The sequence below is a fragment of the Pseudomonas sp. HY2-MNA-CIBAN-0224 genome, assembly GCF_040310285.1.
GTDB classification, from domain to species: Bacteria; Pseudomonadota; Gammaproteobacteria; order Pseudomonadales; family Pseudomonadaceae; genus Aquipseudomonas; species Aquipseudomonas helleri.
Genome location: NZ_JBEOPQ010000045.1, coordinates 1 through 15,838 on the forward strand (window position 1 = coordinate 1; position 15,838 = coordinate 15,838).

Genomic DNA, 15,838 nt, shown 5'->3' on the forward strand with positions numbered 1-15,838 from the left:
AGCTTGCCTCGCGATCTTTTGATCTTTAAAAAAGATCGCGAGGCAAGCTCGCTCCTACAGGGGGTTACGCACGTGCCTCGACTGTCACCCAGTACCGGGTAAAGCGTCTGACCCGCACCGGCAGGCTGATTTCCAGCAGGCTAAGGATCCGCTCGCTGTCGTCTATCGGGTAAGTGCCGGAGATCAGCAACTCAGCGACTTTGGGGTCGCAATTGAGTTGGCCGCGGCGGTAGCGGCCCAGTTCGGCCAGAAAGTCTTGCAGGCGCATATGTGCGGCCACCAACATGCCGTCAGTCCAGGCGCCGCTGCCAGCGTCCAGCGCCTGCGGAGTGCTCCAGGCCAAGCGGTTAAGGCTCACTTGCTGATGGGCGTTTACCCACAACGGGCTGCCGGTGTGATCGGCCGGTGACAGCGCGACCCGGCCGTCAAACACGGCCAGTTCGGTGCGGTTATTGAATTGACGCAGGTTCAGGCGCGCGGCCTGCGGCTGCAACAGGCCATTGGCGGTGAGCACCTGCATAGGCCGAGGATCTTTAGCGGCAATCAGTTGTATCTCGCCCTCCAGCAGGCGAATCACCCGCTGCTGGGCGTTGAAGTTCACATCTACCGAACTGGCGGTGTTGAGCTGGATCAGGCTGCCGTCTTGTAACTGCACTTTGCGACGCTGGCCGACCGGGCTGCTGTAATCCGCCAGCAGCGGGGTGATCGGCAATTGGTCGCGCAGGCTGTAGGTCAGTGCCGAGCCCGCGCCCAACAACAGCAACAGCTTGAGGGCGTGGCGACGGCTGCTGTTTTTCGGCGCGTTCAACGCGGCGTGGGCCAGGGGCGAGGACAACCCGCGCAAGCGTTGGTTGACCCGCTGAATATGCTCCCAGGCGCGTTGGTGTTCGCTGTGGGCCTTGAGCCAATGCTCCCAGGCTTGCTGGCGCCGGGGGCTGAGCGCGCCGCCCTGCATTTCCACCAGCCAGCTCACCGCTTGCTCGGCGACCCCCGGGGTAATGTCTGGCGGGTTGTTGAAGGCGCCGTTCACAGGGCGAAGTAGCAGCGCAGGGCGGCTTTGTTCAGGTGGCGTTTAACCGTGGCAATTGAAATACCCAGTTGCGCGCCGATCTCGGCATAGCTCAGGCCATCGACCTGTGCCAGCAAAAAGGCACGCTTGACCGGCGAGGGCAGGCCGTCGAGCAATTGATCCAGCTCGGCGAGGGTTTGCAGAATGATGGCTTTGTCTTCTTCAGACGGCACCAGCGTCTCGGGTAGCTCCGCCAGCGCCTGCAAATAGGCGCGCTCCAGCTCCTGGCGACGATAGTGGTTAAACAGCACGCGCTTGGCGACCACGGTCAAAAATGCCCGGGGTTCGGCAATGGTCGGTGTTTCACGGGCGGTCAGCAGCCGCATAAAGGTGTCTTGCGCCAGATCGGCAGCGCCTTGCGGGCAACCCAGCTTGCGCCGCAGCCAGGCGGTGAGCCAGCTGTGGTGGTCCTGATAGAGAACCTCGACGGTGTTTGACGGGGGCAACGACCACTCCAGCTGCGCAGAAGACGCTTTAGAGAACAAGAATTGTTCGCATTGTAGTGGCGAGTGATTGGATTGAGCAATCACCCTGGATAAATGGATTCAGCACAGTCCGTCATCTGCTTTTGCCTATGAGAATATTTATCATTAATATCCGCCTTCTTTTTGACTTCCCGCCTCGACGCCCATGAACCCTCCCGAACTCAAGGATGGACCTGGCAGTGAATCGCGCCATGGACGTGCGCATTTTCTGCAGGTGTTTTTATCCCAGCGACCGCAAATGGAAGCGCTGGTCAGCCGCCGCGTGGGCTGTCGGGCCACGGCCGCCGATCTGGTTCAGGATTTGTTTTTGCGGTTCTGGCGGCGGCCTTTGGTTCAGGTCGAGGAGCTCGGCACTTATTTGCTGCGTTGCGCGGGCAACATCGCCATCGACCATCTGCGCAGCGAAGGCAGCCGCGACCGGCTCAACCAGTATTGGCAGGCCGAGCCTGACGCCCAAGGCTGTGAGCCGCAGGCGGCGCTGGAGGCGGGCAATGATTTGCGCCAGGTCGAGGCGGCGTTGCGCAGCCTGCCGGAGCGCACCCGACATATCTTTTTGCTCAATCGTATCCATGGCCGCACCTATGCCGAGATCGCCAAGGTCACCGGTGTGTCCCAAAGTGCCGTCGAAAAACATATGATGCGCGCCCTAGAGGCCTGCAAGGCCAGCTTGCGAGAGCCGCCAGGGACAGCATCGTGACTCAACATTCGAAGATCCAGGTGACACCCGAGCAGGAGCGCACTGCGCTGCGATGGCTGAGCGTGCTGCATGATCAGCCCGACAGCGGCGACCAGGCCACCTTCAGCCGCTGGCTGCACGCCGATCCGGCCCATGCCGAGGCCTACGCGCAGGCGCAAGTGGTGTGGGAGTTGAGCGAAGTGGCGGGCAACACCTTGGCCAATGAAGAAGCGCTGGTGATGCAACGCTACCTGTCGCAGATGAACGTCAGCCGCCGTCATCGCCTGGCACGCTGGTCCAGTGGCCTGGCCGTAGCAGCCTGCCTGTTGCTGATGGTGGGGGTGTTCGCCGGTTGGCAGCCCATGCGCTGGCTAAATGATCTGGGCGCCGATTACGTCAGCGCGCCGGGGCAAGTGCGAACCCTGACCCTGGCCGATCAATCCGAAGTGACGCTGGGGGCCGACAGCGCAATTGCTGTGAACTTCAGTGGCAACGAGCGGCATGTCGAATTGCGCCGGGGCGTGGCGTTTTTTCACGTCACCCACACCGGCCAGCCCTTTGTGGTGGATGCCGACGGCGGCGAAGCACGGGTGTTGGGCACCGAGTTTGAGGTTCGCTTACAACCCCGCGGCGCGCAGGTCACGGTGTTGTCCGGGCGGGTCGGGGTCAAGGCGGACAAACAGGCGCCGCAGCAGATTCTTACCGCCGATCAACAAGTGGCCTACGCTGCAGGCACGGCAGACACCGTGCACCGCGTCGACAGCCTTGCACAACTGGGCTGGCGCACGGGCTGGCTGACGTACTACAAAACCCCGCTGGCCGATGTCGTGGCCGACCTCAAGCGTTATTACCCCGGGCAAATTGTGCTGCTGAATGCGCAGTTGGGTGAACGGCGTATTAGCGGCAGCTTCCCCAGCCAGGACCCGCAAACAGTGATTAACTCCCTGCAAGGCGTGCTCGGGTTTGAACAGCACAACCTGTTGGGTCGGGTGATTGTTCTGCGCTGATTACCGGACTTTTCTCTCAAGCCAAAGCGGCGTGCCTTGCTTGTGAGCGCCGACAAGCAAGCCTAGCCTGAGTACATCTGGTTCACCCCCTTCATCGGCCCGGCAACGACAGTGAATCAGGTACGGATTAGACTCACGAACATTCACCCGGAGGGCTCCCCCATGAGCGCCAAACATACGCACTGTGTTGCAGAGTCCGATGCTAAAACGTTCGAAACCCAAGAGCAGGCGGCCAGTTATGACCGTTGGTTCCGCGCCAAGGTACAAGCCGCGCTGGATGATCCAGGCCCCGGTGTCCCGCACGATCAAGTAATGGCCGATATGCGGGCGCTTATTGAATTGAAGCGCGACACGCACAGTGTGGATTGAATGGCGGCCCGAGGCTCGGGCTGACCTCATGAAAATTATTGACTACATCGCCGACCATAACTTTGCCGCAGCGGTTGAACTGACCCTGGCCATTGAAGCTGTGACTTCTGCTCTGCCAGAAAACCCTCACCTGTATCGATTTGGCCGGGTGCCCGGCACTCGTGAAATCGTCGTGCGGCCTAATTATCTGGTGATCTACCAAGTAACGGATCAGATCGATATTTTGGCTGTTCTACATGCTCGTCAGAAATACCCTTGAGGGTATGCAGAGGAGATTTAAAATTATTTTTCAACAACAGGTGAGGTAAACCCTGAGCCCATCCGTGTAGTGCTTGAAAATGCGAAAAATTCGTATTCCGTAACAAGTCATACACAGGTCATGAGCATGAAGTCCAGGGCAAGGTCGGCGGCAGGCGGTTCGGTAAAGCAGTGGATGGGCGCGTCTGCGCTGGTAATGGCAGGTCTGGCACTCAGCCCGTTGAGCGTGGCGTTGGCGCAAGACGTTGCGCAGCAGCAACCCGTGGCGCTGTTTGATTTCAATCTGCCGGCCAAGGCGTTGCCCCAGGCATTAAACGATTTCAGCCGCTTGACCGGCCTCAGTGTGGTTTACACCGATGAGGCGCCCTTTGGCCTGCAAGCACCGGCCATTAAAGGTCGCCTGAGTGCAGATCAGGCTTTGCAGCAATTGCTGGCGCATTCGGGCTTCAACGTTCGCCGTATCGACGCCACCACTTACGCCCTTGAGCCGCAGCCGACCGGCGATGCGCTAAATCTGGGGGCGACCAGCATTACCTCACAGATGCAAAACGACACCACCTATCAGCCTCCCGCCACGTCATCGGTGATGCGCGGCACGGGTTCGTCCATGGAAACCCCGCAAACCATCAACGTGGTGCCCGCGCAGGTGATTCGCGATCAGGCGCCGCGCAACCTCGATGACGCCCTGAACAACATCAGCGGCATCACCCAGGGCAATACGCTGGGCAGCACCCAGGACTCGGTGATGAAGCGCGGTTTTGGTGACAACCGCGACGGCTCGATCATGCGCGACGGCATGCCCATCGTGCAGGGGCGGGCGCTGAATGCCACCGCTGAGCGGGTCGAGGTGCTCAAAGGCCCGGCTTCGTTGCTCTACGGGATTCAAGACCCGGGCGGGGTGGTCAACGTGGTCAGCAAAAAACCGTTGCTGGAGCAGTACAACGCCGTGACCGTGCGCGGCTCGAGCTACGGCTCGGGTAAAAACGGCAGCGGTGGCAGCCTGGACAGTACTGGCCCTTTGGGTGATTCGGGGCTGGCTTACCGGATGATCGTCGACCACGAAGACGAAGATTACTGGCGCAACTTTGGCGTGCACCGCGAAACCCTCGTGGCGCCGTCGCTGGCCTGGTATGGCGACAACACTCAAGTGTTGCTGGCCTACGAGCACCGCGAATTCCTCTCGCCGTTTGACCGTGGCACGGCCATCAACCCAAAGACCAACCACCCGCTGGACATCCCGGCCACGCGCCGTCTGGACGAGCCCTTCAACAACATGGAAGGGCGTTCGGACCTGTACCGTCTTGAAGTGGACCATGACCTTAACGACGACTGGAAAGCCCACTTCGGCTACAGCTGGAACCGCGAAACCTACGACGCCAGCCAAGTGCGTGTGACCAAGGTCAACTCGGACGGTACCTTGACCCGCAGCATGGACGGCACCAAAGGCGCCCTCACCACCGACCGCTTTTCTACAGTCAGCCTGCAAGGCAAAGTTCAGGCGGCGGGTATGCAGCATGACCTGGTGTTTGGCCTGGATGACGAATACCGCAAAATCTACCGGGCTGAATTGATCCGCCAAAACAGCAAGTCCACCTTCAGCTACCTCAATCCGGTGTACGGCAATGAAGTGGCGGGTACCACGGTCAGCGCCAAGGACAGTAACCAGACCGACCTGCTGCGCAGCGATTCGTTATTTGCCCAAGACTCCATTCACCTCACCGATCAATGGATTTTGGTGGCCGGTGCGCGTTTCCAGAAGTACGACCAATTGGCGGGTAAAGCCATCCCGTTCAAAGCCAGTACGGATACCAACGGGGTTAAATGGATTCCGCGTGCAGGGCTGGTGTACCGCTACACCGATGAGTTGTCGTTCTACGGCAGCTACACCGAATCGTTCAAGCCCAACTCCAGCATCGCCCCGCTGGATGGCGGCGTGGTACTCGACTCGGCCATTGCTCCTGAGCAGTCCAAGTCGTGGGAGTTGGGCGCCAAGCTGGACATTCCGGGACGCATTACCGGCACAGTGGCGCTGTACGACATTAAAAAACGCAACGTACTGGTGTCGACGACCGTGGGCGCAGACACCGTTTACTCCACGGCGGGCCAGGTTCGCTCACGCGGCCTGGAACTGGACGTCACCGGCCAGTTGAGTGACAACTGGAGCCTGATCGGCAGCTACGCCTACACCGACGCGGAAGTGACCAAAGACAACACCTACCAAGGCATGCGCTTGCAGAACGTGGCCAAAAACAGTGGCTCGGTGTCGGCAGTGTATGACTTCGGCAACATCATTGGCGGTGACAAACTGCGGGTCGGCGCGGGTGCCCGTTATGTGGGCGAACGGGCGGGCGATGCCCTGAACGACTTCGACCTGCCGTCGTACACCGTGGCCGATGCGTTCGCCACCTACGACACCCGTATCGAAGGGCAAAAGGTCAAATTCCAGTTCAACATCAAAAACCTGTTTGACCGCACCTACTACACCTCGGCGGCCAGCCGTACCTTCGTCTCGATCGGAGACTCGCGCCAGTTCACCCTGTCCAGCACCCTGGAGTTTTAAACCTGCAGGCTATGGCTTTGGGTGGGAGCGGGCTTGCTCGCGATGCAGACGACGCGGATATCCGGGCAGAGACCCAATCGCGAGCAAGCCCGCTCCCACAGGTTATGGGATGAAAGCCGCCCGGTACTCCCCCGGCGTGGCGCCCATGCTTTGCTTGAACCGATTGGTGAAATGGCTGGCGCTGGCAAAGCCGCAGGCCAGGGCGATGTCGCCCAGCGCCAGTGAGCTGTTGCGCATTAGCTCACGCGCGCGGGCCATGCGTCGGGCCAGCACGTACTGATGCGGCGGCACACCGAAGCTTTCGCGGAACATGCGCGCAAAGTGGTAGGGCGACAGCGCGCATTGCGCCGCCAGTTGCCCGATGCTGAGCGGCTCGGCCAATGAATGCTCAATGCTCTCAACCAACTGGCGACGCTGATGGGCGGCCAATCCGCCCTTGAGTTGCAGACCGTCGCGCATGCCCACCTGATTGAGCAACGCATGGTCGAGCAGGGTGCTGGCCAGGCTGCTGGTCAGCAGGCGTTCGCCCGGCTCGCTCCAGTTCAGTTTGATCAACTGATGAAAGCGCAGGCTTTGTTGCTCGTCTTCCTGAAAGGTGATTTCGCGCAGTTGCAGGCTGCGCGGTTCGCGGTCGAGCAGGGTGATACAACCCAGGGCAAATTGTTCCTGGCTGATATACACGTGCGCCAGGCGAATTTCGCCATTGATGATCCACGACGATTGATGTTCGGCAGGCAGTACGCAGAGCTTGCCCGGCGAGCCTTTGCTGCCAGGTTTTTCCCGACGAAAAGTGCCCGTGCCGCCCGAGATGTAACACGACAAGGTGTGATGCGTCGGCGCCTCATAGCAGCGCGCGTCGTGATGGTTGCTCCACAACGCCGCCGCCATGCCGTCACCCAATTCGGCGCTGTGCTCCAGCCGCGCATTGGGCGAGCTGCCCATGGCTTGAAAAACGTGCAGGGTGTGCAGTGTGTGCATGGTCAATTCTCCAACGCCTTGCATCCTACTCCGTCACGGGCCGCCTGCCAGCCCCGGGCAAATAAAAGCGCAAGAATCTGCAAGTGCCGCACACCCCGGGGCCACACACTGCAAGCCATTGACGGGAGTGCGCCATGAATCTGTTTTTGTATGTGTTAACGGTTTTGATCTGGGGCACCACGTGGATCGCCCTCAAACTGCAATTGGGCGTTGTCGCCATTCCGGTGTCGATCGTTTATCGCTTTGGGCTGGCGGCGCTGGTGTTGTTTGCCGTGTTGTTGCTCAGTCGCAAGTTGCAAGTGATGAACAAGCGCGGTCACTTGATCTGCCTGGCTCAGGGGTTGTGCCTGTTTTGCGTGAATTTCATGTGTTTTTTGACCGCCAGTCAGTGGGTGCCGACGGGGTTGATTGCGGTGGTGTTCTCCACGGCTACCTTGTGGAACGCCTTGAATGCGCGGGTTTTCTTCAAACAGAAAATCGCCCGTAACGTGATTGCCGGCGGAGCATTGGGTTTGCTCGGTCTGGCGCTGCTGTTCTGGCCTGAATTAAGCGGGCACACCGCGACCCCACAAACCTTGCTGGGGCTGGGCCTGGCGCTGATCGGCACGATGTGTTTTTCGGCGGGCAACATGCTCTCCAGCCTGCAACAAAAAGCCGGGCTCAAACCGCTGACCACCAATGCCTGGGGCATGTTGTATGGCGCGAGCATGCTGGCGGTGTACTGCGCGTTTAACGGCATCCCGTTCGACATGGAATGGAACACGCGCTACATCGGCTCGCTGTTGTACCTGGTGATTCCGGGTTCGGTGATTGGCTTTACCGCGTACCTGACCCTGGTCGGGCGTATGGGCCCGGAGCGCGCGGCGTATTGCACGGTGCTGTTCCCGCTGGTGGCGCTGAACGTGTCGGCATTTGTCGAAGGCTACCAGTGGACAGCCTCCGCGCTGGCCGGGCTGGTTCTGGTGATGCTGGGCAATGTGCTGGTGTTTCGCAAACCCAAGCCCGTGCCTATGACAGCCAAACTGGCCTGAAAAAGCACTGTAGCCGCTGCCGAAGGCTGCGATGGGTTGCGCAGCGACCCTGCTGTTGAAGGTCCTTCGGCCCTTATCGCAGCCTGCGGCAGCGGCTACTGGTTTTGGCTGTGTTTAGCCTTTGAATACCTGCGGGTTGACCAGATCTTGCGGGCGTTCGCCGAGCAAGGCGCTACGCAGGTTGGCCAGCGCACGGTTGGCCATGGCTTCGCGGGTTTCTTCTGTGGCCGAGCCGATGTGCGGCAAGGTCACGGCGTTTTTCAGGGCAAACAACGGTGACTCGGCCAGCGGCTCTTTCTCGTACACGTCCAAGCCGGCACCGCGGATGGTGTTGTTTTGCAGGGCGTGAACCAGCGCCGCTTCGTCCACCACCGGGCCACGCGAGATGTTCACCAGAATCGCGCTTTTCTTCATCAGGTTCAGTTCGCGCTCGCTGATCAAGTGCTTGGTTTTTTCGCTCAGTGGCACCACCAGGCAGACGAAGTCAGCCTCGGCCAGCAACTGATCCAGCGTGCGGAACTGTGCGCCCAACTCTTGCTCAAGTTCAGTCTTGCGGCTGTTGCCGCTGTACAGAATCGGCATGCCGAAACCCAGGCGGCCACGACGGGCAACGGCGGCCCCGATATTGCCCATGCCGACGATACCCAGGGTTTTGCCATGCACATCGGTGCCGAACAAGGCTGGCCCAACGCTGGCTTTCCATTCACCGGCCTTGGTCCAGGCGTCCAGCTCTGCCACGCGGCGCGCGGCGCTCATGATCAAGGCAAAACCCAGGTCGGCGGTGCTTTCGGTCAGCACGTCCGGGGTGTTGGTGAGCATCAGCCCGCGCTCGTTGAAGTAATCGACGTCGTAATTGTCGTAACCCACCGACACGCTGGACACCACTTCAAGGTTCTTGGCGTTTTCCAGCTGCTTGCGACCCAGCTTGCGGCCAACGCCGATCAAACCATGGGCGTGGGGCAAGGCTTCCTCAAACTGAGCATTGATATCGCCCAGTTTGGGATCAGGCACGATGACGTTGAAATCCTCTCGCAGGCGCTCGACCATTGCTGGCGTGACGCGGCTGAAGGCAAGTACGGTTTTCTTGGTATTAGAAAGACTCATCGGTACAAGGCTCGTCGGCTGTCGGGAATGTAAGCACGCTAACATTCCCGCTGAAATTGTGCAGCCCTGATTAGCTTTTGTGGGAGCGGGCTTGCTCGCGATAGGGGCGCTGAGCGTATCCAGAAAGACCGCATTGCTTGCATCGCGAGCAAGCCCGCTCCCACCGTTCGCCTTAGCTGTACGTAGCCAGCTCTACCTGATGCGCGGTGAGTATTTCGGGCAGCGTGCCGCGCAGGAACTCAACCCAGGTTTTGATCTTCGCATCCAGGTATTGGCGCGACGGGTAGATGGCGTACAGGTTGAGCTCTTGCGAACGGTACTGGGGCAATATCCTCACCAGGGTGCCGTTGCGCAGGCCTTCGATGGCGGAGTACAGCGGCAATACGCCAACGCCCATGCCGCTGATGATCGCGTTGCGCATGGCATCGGCCGAGTTGACCAAAAACGGCGACGAATTGATCAACACCATTTCCTGGCCTTCGGGGCCTTCAAACACCCACTTGTCCAGGGCAATCACCGGGCTGACCAGGCGCAGGCAGGCGTGGTTGAGCAAGTCGCTGGGTTTGAGCGCTTTGCCGTTGGCCTTCACGTAGTCGGGAGAGGCGCAGACGATGCTGTAGGTGATGCCCAGGCGCTGGGACACAAACCCCGAGTCCGGCAGTTCGGTGGCCAGCACGATCGAAATGTCGTAGCCCTCGTTGAGCAAATCTGGCACACGGTTGGCCAGGGTCAGGTCGAAGGTGACGTCCGGGTGAGTCTTGCGGTAGCGGGCAATGGCGTCGATCACGAAGTGATGGCCAATGCCGGTCATGGTGTGCACTTTCAGTTGCCCGGCCGGGCGCGAATGCGCATCGCTGGCCTCGGCTTCAGCTTCTTCGACATACGCCAGAATTTGCTCGCAACGCAGCAAGTAACGCTTGCCGGCTTCGGTCAGGGCAATGCGGCGCGTGGTGCGGTTGAGCAAGCGGGTTTGCAGGTGAGCCTCAAGGTTGGAGACCGCGCGCGAGACGTTAGCGGTGGTGGTGTCCAGCATGGCGGCCGCGGCGGTAAAGCTACCGGCTTCGGCCACACAACTGAAGGCGCGCATGTTTTGCAAAGTGTCCATGAAGTGCTCTCAGGGCGGTATAGGGGACAGCAACAAAGGAGACAGCGACAAATTGTGACATGAAGTTTCAGGATTTACTGAGCGGATCTCATGCGACTTACGGATTATTCTGTGAACGGTAATAAAGAATCACAGTTATGCCAGCTTATCGTTGCCCCTGCCAAGCCATAGACTTATCTATCTCGAAAAACCTCCCCTCATGTCAGGAATTTGCAGCAGTGCAGCGTCGCATCAGCAGAGAGCTTAAAGCCCTCAGTGTTCTGGCTTTATCGTTGGCATTAAATGGCTGTATCGGTTTCGGCGGCATTGCCCCCAAGGGCGAAATGCTCAATGCCAATACCCTGGCCACTGACGAGGCGATTAAAAGCGCCGCGCAAGACGCAAACTGGCCCACAGCCCAATGGTGGCGCGCTTATGGCGACCCGCAATTGGACAATTGGATCAGCCTGGCTGTACAGGGTAGCCCGACCTTGGCAATCGCCGCCGCCCGTGTGCGGCAGGCCAAAGCCATGGCCGGTGTGGCCGAGTCTGCCGAGTCCCTGCAAGTCAATGGGACGGCGGCGCTCAAACGACATGGCTGGCCGTCGGACCAGTTCTATGGCCCCGGTGGTCTGGACAGCGCCAATACGTGGGACAACAACGCCCAGTTAGGCTTCAGTTTTGCCCTGGACCTGTGGGGCCGCGAGAGCAATACCACCGAGCAAGCGGTGGACATGGCCCACATGAGCGTGGCCGAGGCGCGCCAGGCGCAACTGGAGTTGCAGAACAATGTGATCCGCACTTACATCCAGTTGTCGCTGCACTACGCGCAACTGGACATTGTTGAATCGACCCTGCACCAGCAAGAGCAGATCCGCGACCTGGCGCAACGACGCCTGGACGGCGGCATCGGCACCCATTTTGAAGTCAGTCAGGCTGAGGCGCCGCTACCGGAAACCCATCGCCAGATCGACGCACTGGAAGAAGAAATCGCCCTGACGCGTAACCAACTGGCTGCGTTGGCCGGTAAAGGCCCGGGCGAGGGCGCACGCCTCAAACGCCCGACCCTGGCGTTGAACACGGTGCTCAAACTGCCATCGACGTTACCTGCGCAGTTGCTGGGCCAGCGCCCGGACGTGGTTGCCAGCCGTTGGGAAGTGGCCGCGCAAGCCCGGGGCATCGACGTTGCCCACGCCAATTTCTACCCGAACGTGGATTTGGTCGGCAGCCTTGGTTTTATGGCCACAGGCGGCACCGCGCTGGGTTTTTTGACGGCGCAAAAAATGAGCTACAACGTCGGCCCGGCAATCTCCTTGCCGATCTTTGATGGCGGCCGCTTGCGTTCAGAGTTGGGCGCGGCATCGGGCGGTTATGACCTGGCGGTGGCCCGGTATAACCAGACCCTGGTCAACGCGCTCAAAGGCATCTCTGACCAATTGATCAAGCGCGAGTCCATGGACAAGCAGCAAGTGTTCGCGGCCGAGTCGGTGGCAGCGGCGCAGAAAACCTATGACATCGCCATGATCGCCTACCAGCGCGGCCTCACTGACTACCTCAATGTGCTCAACGCGCAGACCTTGCTGTTCCATCAGCAAGAAGTCCAGCAGCAAGTCGAGGCGGCGCGCTTGAGTGCCCACGCCGAATTGGTGACAGCATTGGGCGGCGGCCTCGAAGCGGGCAGCGACGTCCCCAAAGACGACCGTTATGCGCCGAACAAACCCAAGTTGACGCTACCTCTGTAGGAGCGAGCTTGCTCGCGATCTTTTGACGTTGAAATTCGCGAGCAAGCTCGCTCCTACAGGTTAAATGCGATTTCTGGAGATGTAGATGAACCACTTGCCCGCCCCGGTACGCTGGCTGTATTCGCTGGAATGGCGCCGAGGCTTTTTTGACTGGGCACGCAGCGATGGCGTGACCTGGGTGCATATTTTTAAAGTGTTGATTGCCGCATTTCTGACCCTGTGGTTGGCCATGCGTCTGGAGTTGCCACAACCGCGCACCGCGATGATCACCGTGTTTATCGTGATGCAGCCGCAAAGCGGCCAAGTGTTCGCCAAAAGCTTTTACCGGTTTCTAGGCACCCTGACCGGTTCGGCAGTGATGGTGGCGTTGATCGCCTTGTTTGCGCAAAACACCGTGCTGTTTCTCGGTTCGCTGGCAATTTGGGTGGGTATCTGCTCGGCCGGTGCGGCGCGTTGCCGTAACTTCCGCGCCTATGGCTTCGTCCTGGCCGGTTACACCGCCGCCATGGTGGGCCTGCCCGCCCTGGCGCACCCGGACGGGGCGTTTATGGCCGCCGTATGGCGGGTGCTGGAAATCTCGCTGGGCATTTTGTGCTCAACCGTGGTCAGTGCCGCGATCCTGCCGAAAACCGCCGGGGCAGCGATGCATGACGCGCTGTACAAGCGCTTTGGTGTGTTTGCCGGATTTGTCGCTGAAGGCCTGCGCGGCCAGTCGACCCAAGAAGCCTATGAAGCCAGCAACGTGCGCTTTATCGGCGAGAGCGTGGGCCTGGAAGGCATGCGCAGCGTGACGGTTTTCGAAGACCCGCACATGCGTCGGCGCAGCGGCCGTTTGAGCCGCCTCAACAGCGAATTCATGGCCGTGACCACGCGCTTCAACGCCTTGCATCAACTGCTGGCGCGGTTGCGCTCTCGGGGCGTGGGCTCGGTGATTTCGGTGGTCGAGCCCGAGATGGAATTGCTCGCGCAGTTGCTGGAGGCCTATTCGGGCCGCTCCCTGACCGACAAAGACGCCGTGGTGCTGGCCGAACAATTGGCCGAGTTCAAGACCCGCCTGCCGGCCCAGGTCCGCGCACTGCGGGTGAGATTTCTCGAAAACCAGCCCAGCGACACCGAGTTTCTCGATTTCAACACCGCCTTCGAACTGCTGTTCCGCTTTGTCGATGATTTGCACAACTACGCGCTGACCCATGCGTCGCTGGCCGATCACACCCACGAACGCGAGCGTTGGGACCAACCCTTTATCTCGCAAACCAACTGGTGGTCGGCGGCCGCTTCCGGGATCCGCGCGGCCTTTATCCTGGTGGTGCTGGGCACTTACTGGGTGCTGACGGCCTGGCCGAGCGGGGCGATGATGACCCTGATTGCCGCCGCCACCGTCGGCTTGTCAGCGGCCACGCCCAACCCCAAACGCATGGCCTTTCAAATGGCCTGCGGGACTTTTATCGGCGCGATAGTGGGCTTTGTCGAAATGTTCTTTGTGCTGCCGCACATCGACGGTTTCCCGCTGCTGTGCCTGGTCTTGACCCCGGTGATCGTGTTCGGCTCGTTCCTCACCTCGCGGGCCAATTACGTGGGTGTCGGGCTTGGCTTGCTGATCTTTTTCAGCACCGGTTCGGTGCCTGACAACCTGACGATCTACAACCCGTACCAGTTCATCAACGACTACATCGCCATGGTCATGGGCATGCTGGTGTGCGCAGCGGCCGGGGCAATCATTCTGCCGCCCAACAGCCACTGGTTATGGAGCCGTCTGGAGCAAGACCTGCGTGAACAAGTGGTGTACGCCATCAGCGCCAAGTTGCGCGGTTTGAGCTCCAGCCTCGAAAGCCGTACCCGCGACCTGATGCACCAGGCGTATGGCCTGGCTGCCGGTCAGCCCAAAGTGCAACGCGAACTGCTGCGCTGGATGTTTGTGGTGCTGGAAGTGGGTCACGCGATCATTGAGCTGCGTAAAGAACAGGCGATTTTGCCGATCCACCCGGCATACGCCGAGTCGCAGCCTTGGCGCCAAGCCATCCGCGTGATGGGCCGTTCGCTGGTGCGTTTGTTTATCGCCCCCAGCGAAAACAACCTAGAGCGCGCGCTGATTGCGGTCGATCACGCCATCAGCCGGGTGCAGGCCGCCGACGAACCCTTCGCGCGCAATTTCGACACCTCGGCGTTGGTCCGGGTGCAAAGCTACCTGCACTTTATTCGTACCTCCCTGCTCGACCCGCAATCGCCGCTGGCTCATTTTGCCCAGCCGCAAGGACTTGAACATGCCTCGTGAAATCGCCTTCCACGGCGTCTACATGCCCACTATGACCCTGATGTTTTTTATCGCGGCGGGGTTGGCATGGGGCTTTGACCGACTGTTTTCCGGTTACGACCTGTACCGCTTCTTCTGGCACCCGGCGCTGCTGCGCCTGAGCCTGTTCATTTGTCTTTTTGGCGCCATGGCGCTCACTGTTTACCGTTGAGACTGATCCGATGAAAAAGTTCTTCAGCCTGCTTGCCACCTTGCTGGTTCTGGCCCTTGCGATATGGATCGGCCGCACCCTCTGGGAGCATTACATGAACACCCCGTGGACCCGCGACGGGCGGGTCCGCGCCGACATCATCAACGTGGCCGCAGACGTCAACGGCTACGTGGTCAACGTGCCGGTCAAAGACAACCAGTTGGTGAAAAAGGGCGATGTGCTGCTGGAAATCGACCCGGAGCACTACGAAATTGCCGTCAAACAAGCCGAGTCGCTGGTGGCTTCACGCAAGGCCACCTGGGAGATGCGCAAGCAGAACGCCCGCCGCCGGGCCGACATGGACAATCTGGTGATCTCCCGCGAAAACCGTGACGACGCCGGTAACATTGCCGATTCAGCCCTGGCTGATTACCAGCACGCACAGGCGCAACTGGACGCGGCCAAGCTCAACCTTAAACGCACCAAAGTCGTGGCCACCGTTGATGGCTACGTGACCAACCTCAACGTCCACCCGGGTGACTACGCACGGGTCGGCGATCCGAAAATGGCCGTGATCGATAAAGATTCGTTCTGGGTCTACGGCTTCTTCGAAGAAACCAAACTGCCGCACATTCGCGTTGGCGACACCGCAGAACTGCAAATGATGAGCGGCGAAGTGTTGAAAGGCCACGTAGAAAGCATCTCGCGCGGTATCTACGACCGCGACAACCCCGAGAGCCGCGAACTGGTGGCGGACGTCAATCCGACATTCAACTGGGTGCGTCTGGCTCAGCGTGTGCCGGTGCGCATCCACATCGACGAAATCCCGGACGGTTTCCTGCTGGCGGCGGGCACCACCTGCACCGTGATTGTTGATCAAACCGATAAATAAGCTGCACAACTGTGGGAGCGGGCTTGCTCGCGATTGGATCAATAAGGTGTAACGGGGAGACCGAGTTGACGGCATCGCGAGCAAGCCCGCTCCCACATGTTCTACTTGACTCCGGACGGCGGTCCTGCGGCCCGCATCGCAG

Annotated in this window: 15 protein-coding genes; 10 read left to right on the plus strand and 5 right to left on the minus strand. The window is 60.0% G+C overall.

Translation table 11 applies throughout. The features are described from left to right. Positions 1 to 64: 64 nt before the first annotated feature. Complete coding sequence (locus AAEZ03_RS18375; protein WP_350580519.1) at positions 65 to 1,030, minus strand: FecR domain-containing protein; 966 nt, start codon at positions 1,028 to 1,030, stop codon at positions 65 to 67. Next, a complete protein-coding gene (locus AAEZ03_RS18380; RefSeq protein WP_048368275.1) occupies positions 1,027 to 1,515 on the minus strand; it encodes a sigma-70 family RNA polymerase sigma factor in 489 nt (162 codons plus the stop codon). The genes AAEZ03_RS18375 and AAEZ03_RS18380 overlap by 4 nt, the downstream gene beginning before the upstream one ends. A gap of 184 nt (positions 1,516 to 1,699) precedes the next feature. Here AAEZ03_RS18380 and AAEZ03_RS18385 point away from each other — a divergent pair, with 184 nt between their 5' ends. From AAEZ03_RS18385 to AAEZ03_RS18405, 5 genes are all read left to right on the plus strand, one after another. Continuing rightward, positions 1,700 to 2,251: an RNA polymerase sigma factor gene (locus AAEZ03_RS18385; protein ID WP_350580522.1), complete on the plus strand. Its 552-nt coding sequence runs from the start codon at positions 1,700 to 1,702 to the stop codon at positions 2,249 to 2,251. Continuing rightward, positions 2,248 to 3,237: a FecR family protein gene (locus AAEZ03_RS18390; RefSeq protein WP_350580525.1), complete on the plus strand. Its 990-nt coding sequence runs from the start codon at positions 2,248 to 2,250 to the stop codon at positions 3,235 to 3,237. Before AAEZ03_RS18385 ends, AAEZ03_RS18390 begins: the two co-directional genes overlap by 4 nt. Positions 3,238 to 3,399: 162 nt before the next feature. Further along, entirely contained in the window at positions 3,400 to 3,606 is a 207-nt protein-coding gene (relB, locus tag AAEZ03_RS18395) for a type II toxin-antitoxin system RelB family antitoxin (protein WP_350580527.1), read from the plus strand. Continuing rightward, entirely contained in the window at positions 3,596 to 3,865 is a 270-nt protein-coding gene (locus AAEZ03_RS18400; protein WP_350580528.1) for a type II toxin-antitoxin system RelE/ParE family toxin, read from the plus strand. Before relB ends, AAEZ03_RS18400 begins: the two co-directional genes overlap by 11 nt. Before the next feature lie 126 nt (positions 3,866 to 3,991). Continuing rightward, positions 3,992 to 6,424, plus strand: a complete 2,433-nt coding sequence (locus tag AAEZ03_RS18405; protein ID WP_350580530.1) for a TonB-dependent siderophore receptor — start codon at positions 3,992 to 3,994, stop codon at positions 6,422 to 6,424. A gap of 102 nt (positions 6,425 to 6,526) precedes the next feature. Here the strand turns inward: AAEZ03_RS18405 and AAEZ03_RS18410 are convergent, their stop codons facing one another. Further along, on the minus strand, positions 6,527 to 7,402 hold the full coding sequence (locus tag AAEZ03_RS18410) for a helix-turn-helix domain-containing protein (protein WP_350580532.1): 876 nt from the start codon (positions 7,400 to 7,402) through the stop codon (positions 6,527 to 6,529). Between the two features lie 134 nt (positions 7,403 to 7,536). Here AAEZ03_RS18410 and AAEZ03_RS18415 point away from each other — a divergent pair, with 134 nt between their 5' ends. Continuing rightward, positions 7,537 to 8,433 carry a DMT family transporter gene (locus AAEZ03_RS18415; RefSeq protein ID WP_350580534.1) on the plus strand — a complete coding sequence of 299 codons (897 nt, stop codon included), beginning with the start codon at positions 7,537 to 7,539 and terminating at the stop codon, positions 8,431 to 8,433. A gap of 114 nt (positions 8,434 to 8,547) precedes the next feature. Here AAEZ03_RS18415 and AAEZ03_RS18420 read toward each other — a convergent pair whose 3' ends face one another. Together AAEZ03_RS18420 and AAEZ03_RS18425 are read right to left on the minus strand one after the other, a co-directional pair. Then, complete coding sequence (locus tag AAEZ03_RS18420) at positions 8,548 to 9,537, minus strand: 2-hydroxyacid dehydrogenase (protein WP_153390681.1); 990 nt, start codon at positions 9,535 to 9,537, stop codon at positions 8,548 to 8,550. Positions 9,538 to 9,709: 172 nt separating this feature from the next. Beyond that, a complete protein-coding gene (locus AAEZ03_RS18425; protein WP_048368263.1) occupies positions 9,710 to 10,642 on the minus strand; it encodes a LysR family transcriptional regulator in 933 nt (310 codons plus the stop codon). 218 nt (positions 10,643 to 10,860) lie between these two features. Between AAEZ03_RS18425 and AAEZ03_RS18430 the strand changes: the two genes are divergently transcribed. The 4 genes from AAEZ03_RS18430 to AAEZ03_RS18445 all read left to right on the plus strand — a co-directional run bounded on the left by AAEZ03_RS18430 (position 10,861) and on the right by AAEZ03_RS18445 (position 15,696). Next, the gene (locus tag AAEZ03_RS18430; RefSeq protein WP_350580538.1) at positions 10,861 to 12,363 is read left to right on the plus strand and encodes an efflux transporter outer membrane subunit; all 1,503 of its coding nucleotides are present in this window, start codon (positions 10,861 to 10,863) and stop codon (positions 12,361 to 12,363) included. An 85-nt stretch (positions 12,364 to 12,448) separates the two neighbouring features. Next, positions 12,449 to 14,635, plus strand: a complete 2,187-nt coding sequence (locus AAEZ03_RS18435) for an FUSC family protein (RefSeq protein WP_350580541.1) — start codon at positions 12,449 to 12,451, stop codon at positions 14,633 to 14,635. Then, complete coding sequence (locus tag AAEZ03_RS18440) at positions 14,625 to 14,825, plus strand: DUF1656 domain-containing protein (RefSeq protein ID WP_048368258.1); 201 nt, start codon at positions 14,625 to 14,627, stop codon at positions 14,823 to 14,825. The genes AAEZ03_RS18435 and AAEZ03_RS18440 overlap by 11 nt, the downstream gene beginning before the upstream one ends. 10 nt (positions 14,826 to 14,835) lie before the next feature. Next, on the plus strand, positions 14,836 to 15,696 hold the full coding sequence (locus AAEZ03_RS18445) for an efflux RND transporter periplasmic adaptor subunit (protein WP_048368256.1): 861 nt from the start codon (positions 14,836 to 14,838) through the stop codon (positions 15,694 to 15,696). Positions 15,697 to 15,838: the final 142 nt, after the last annotated feature.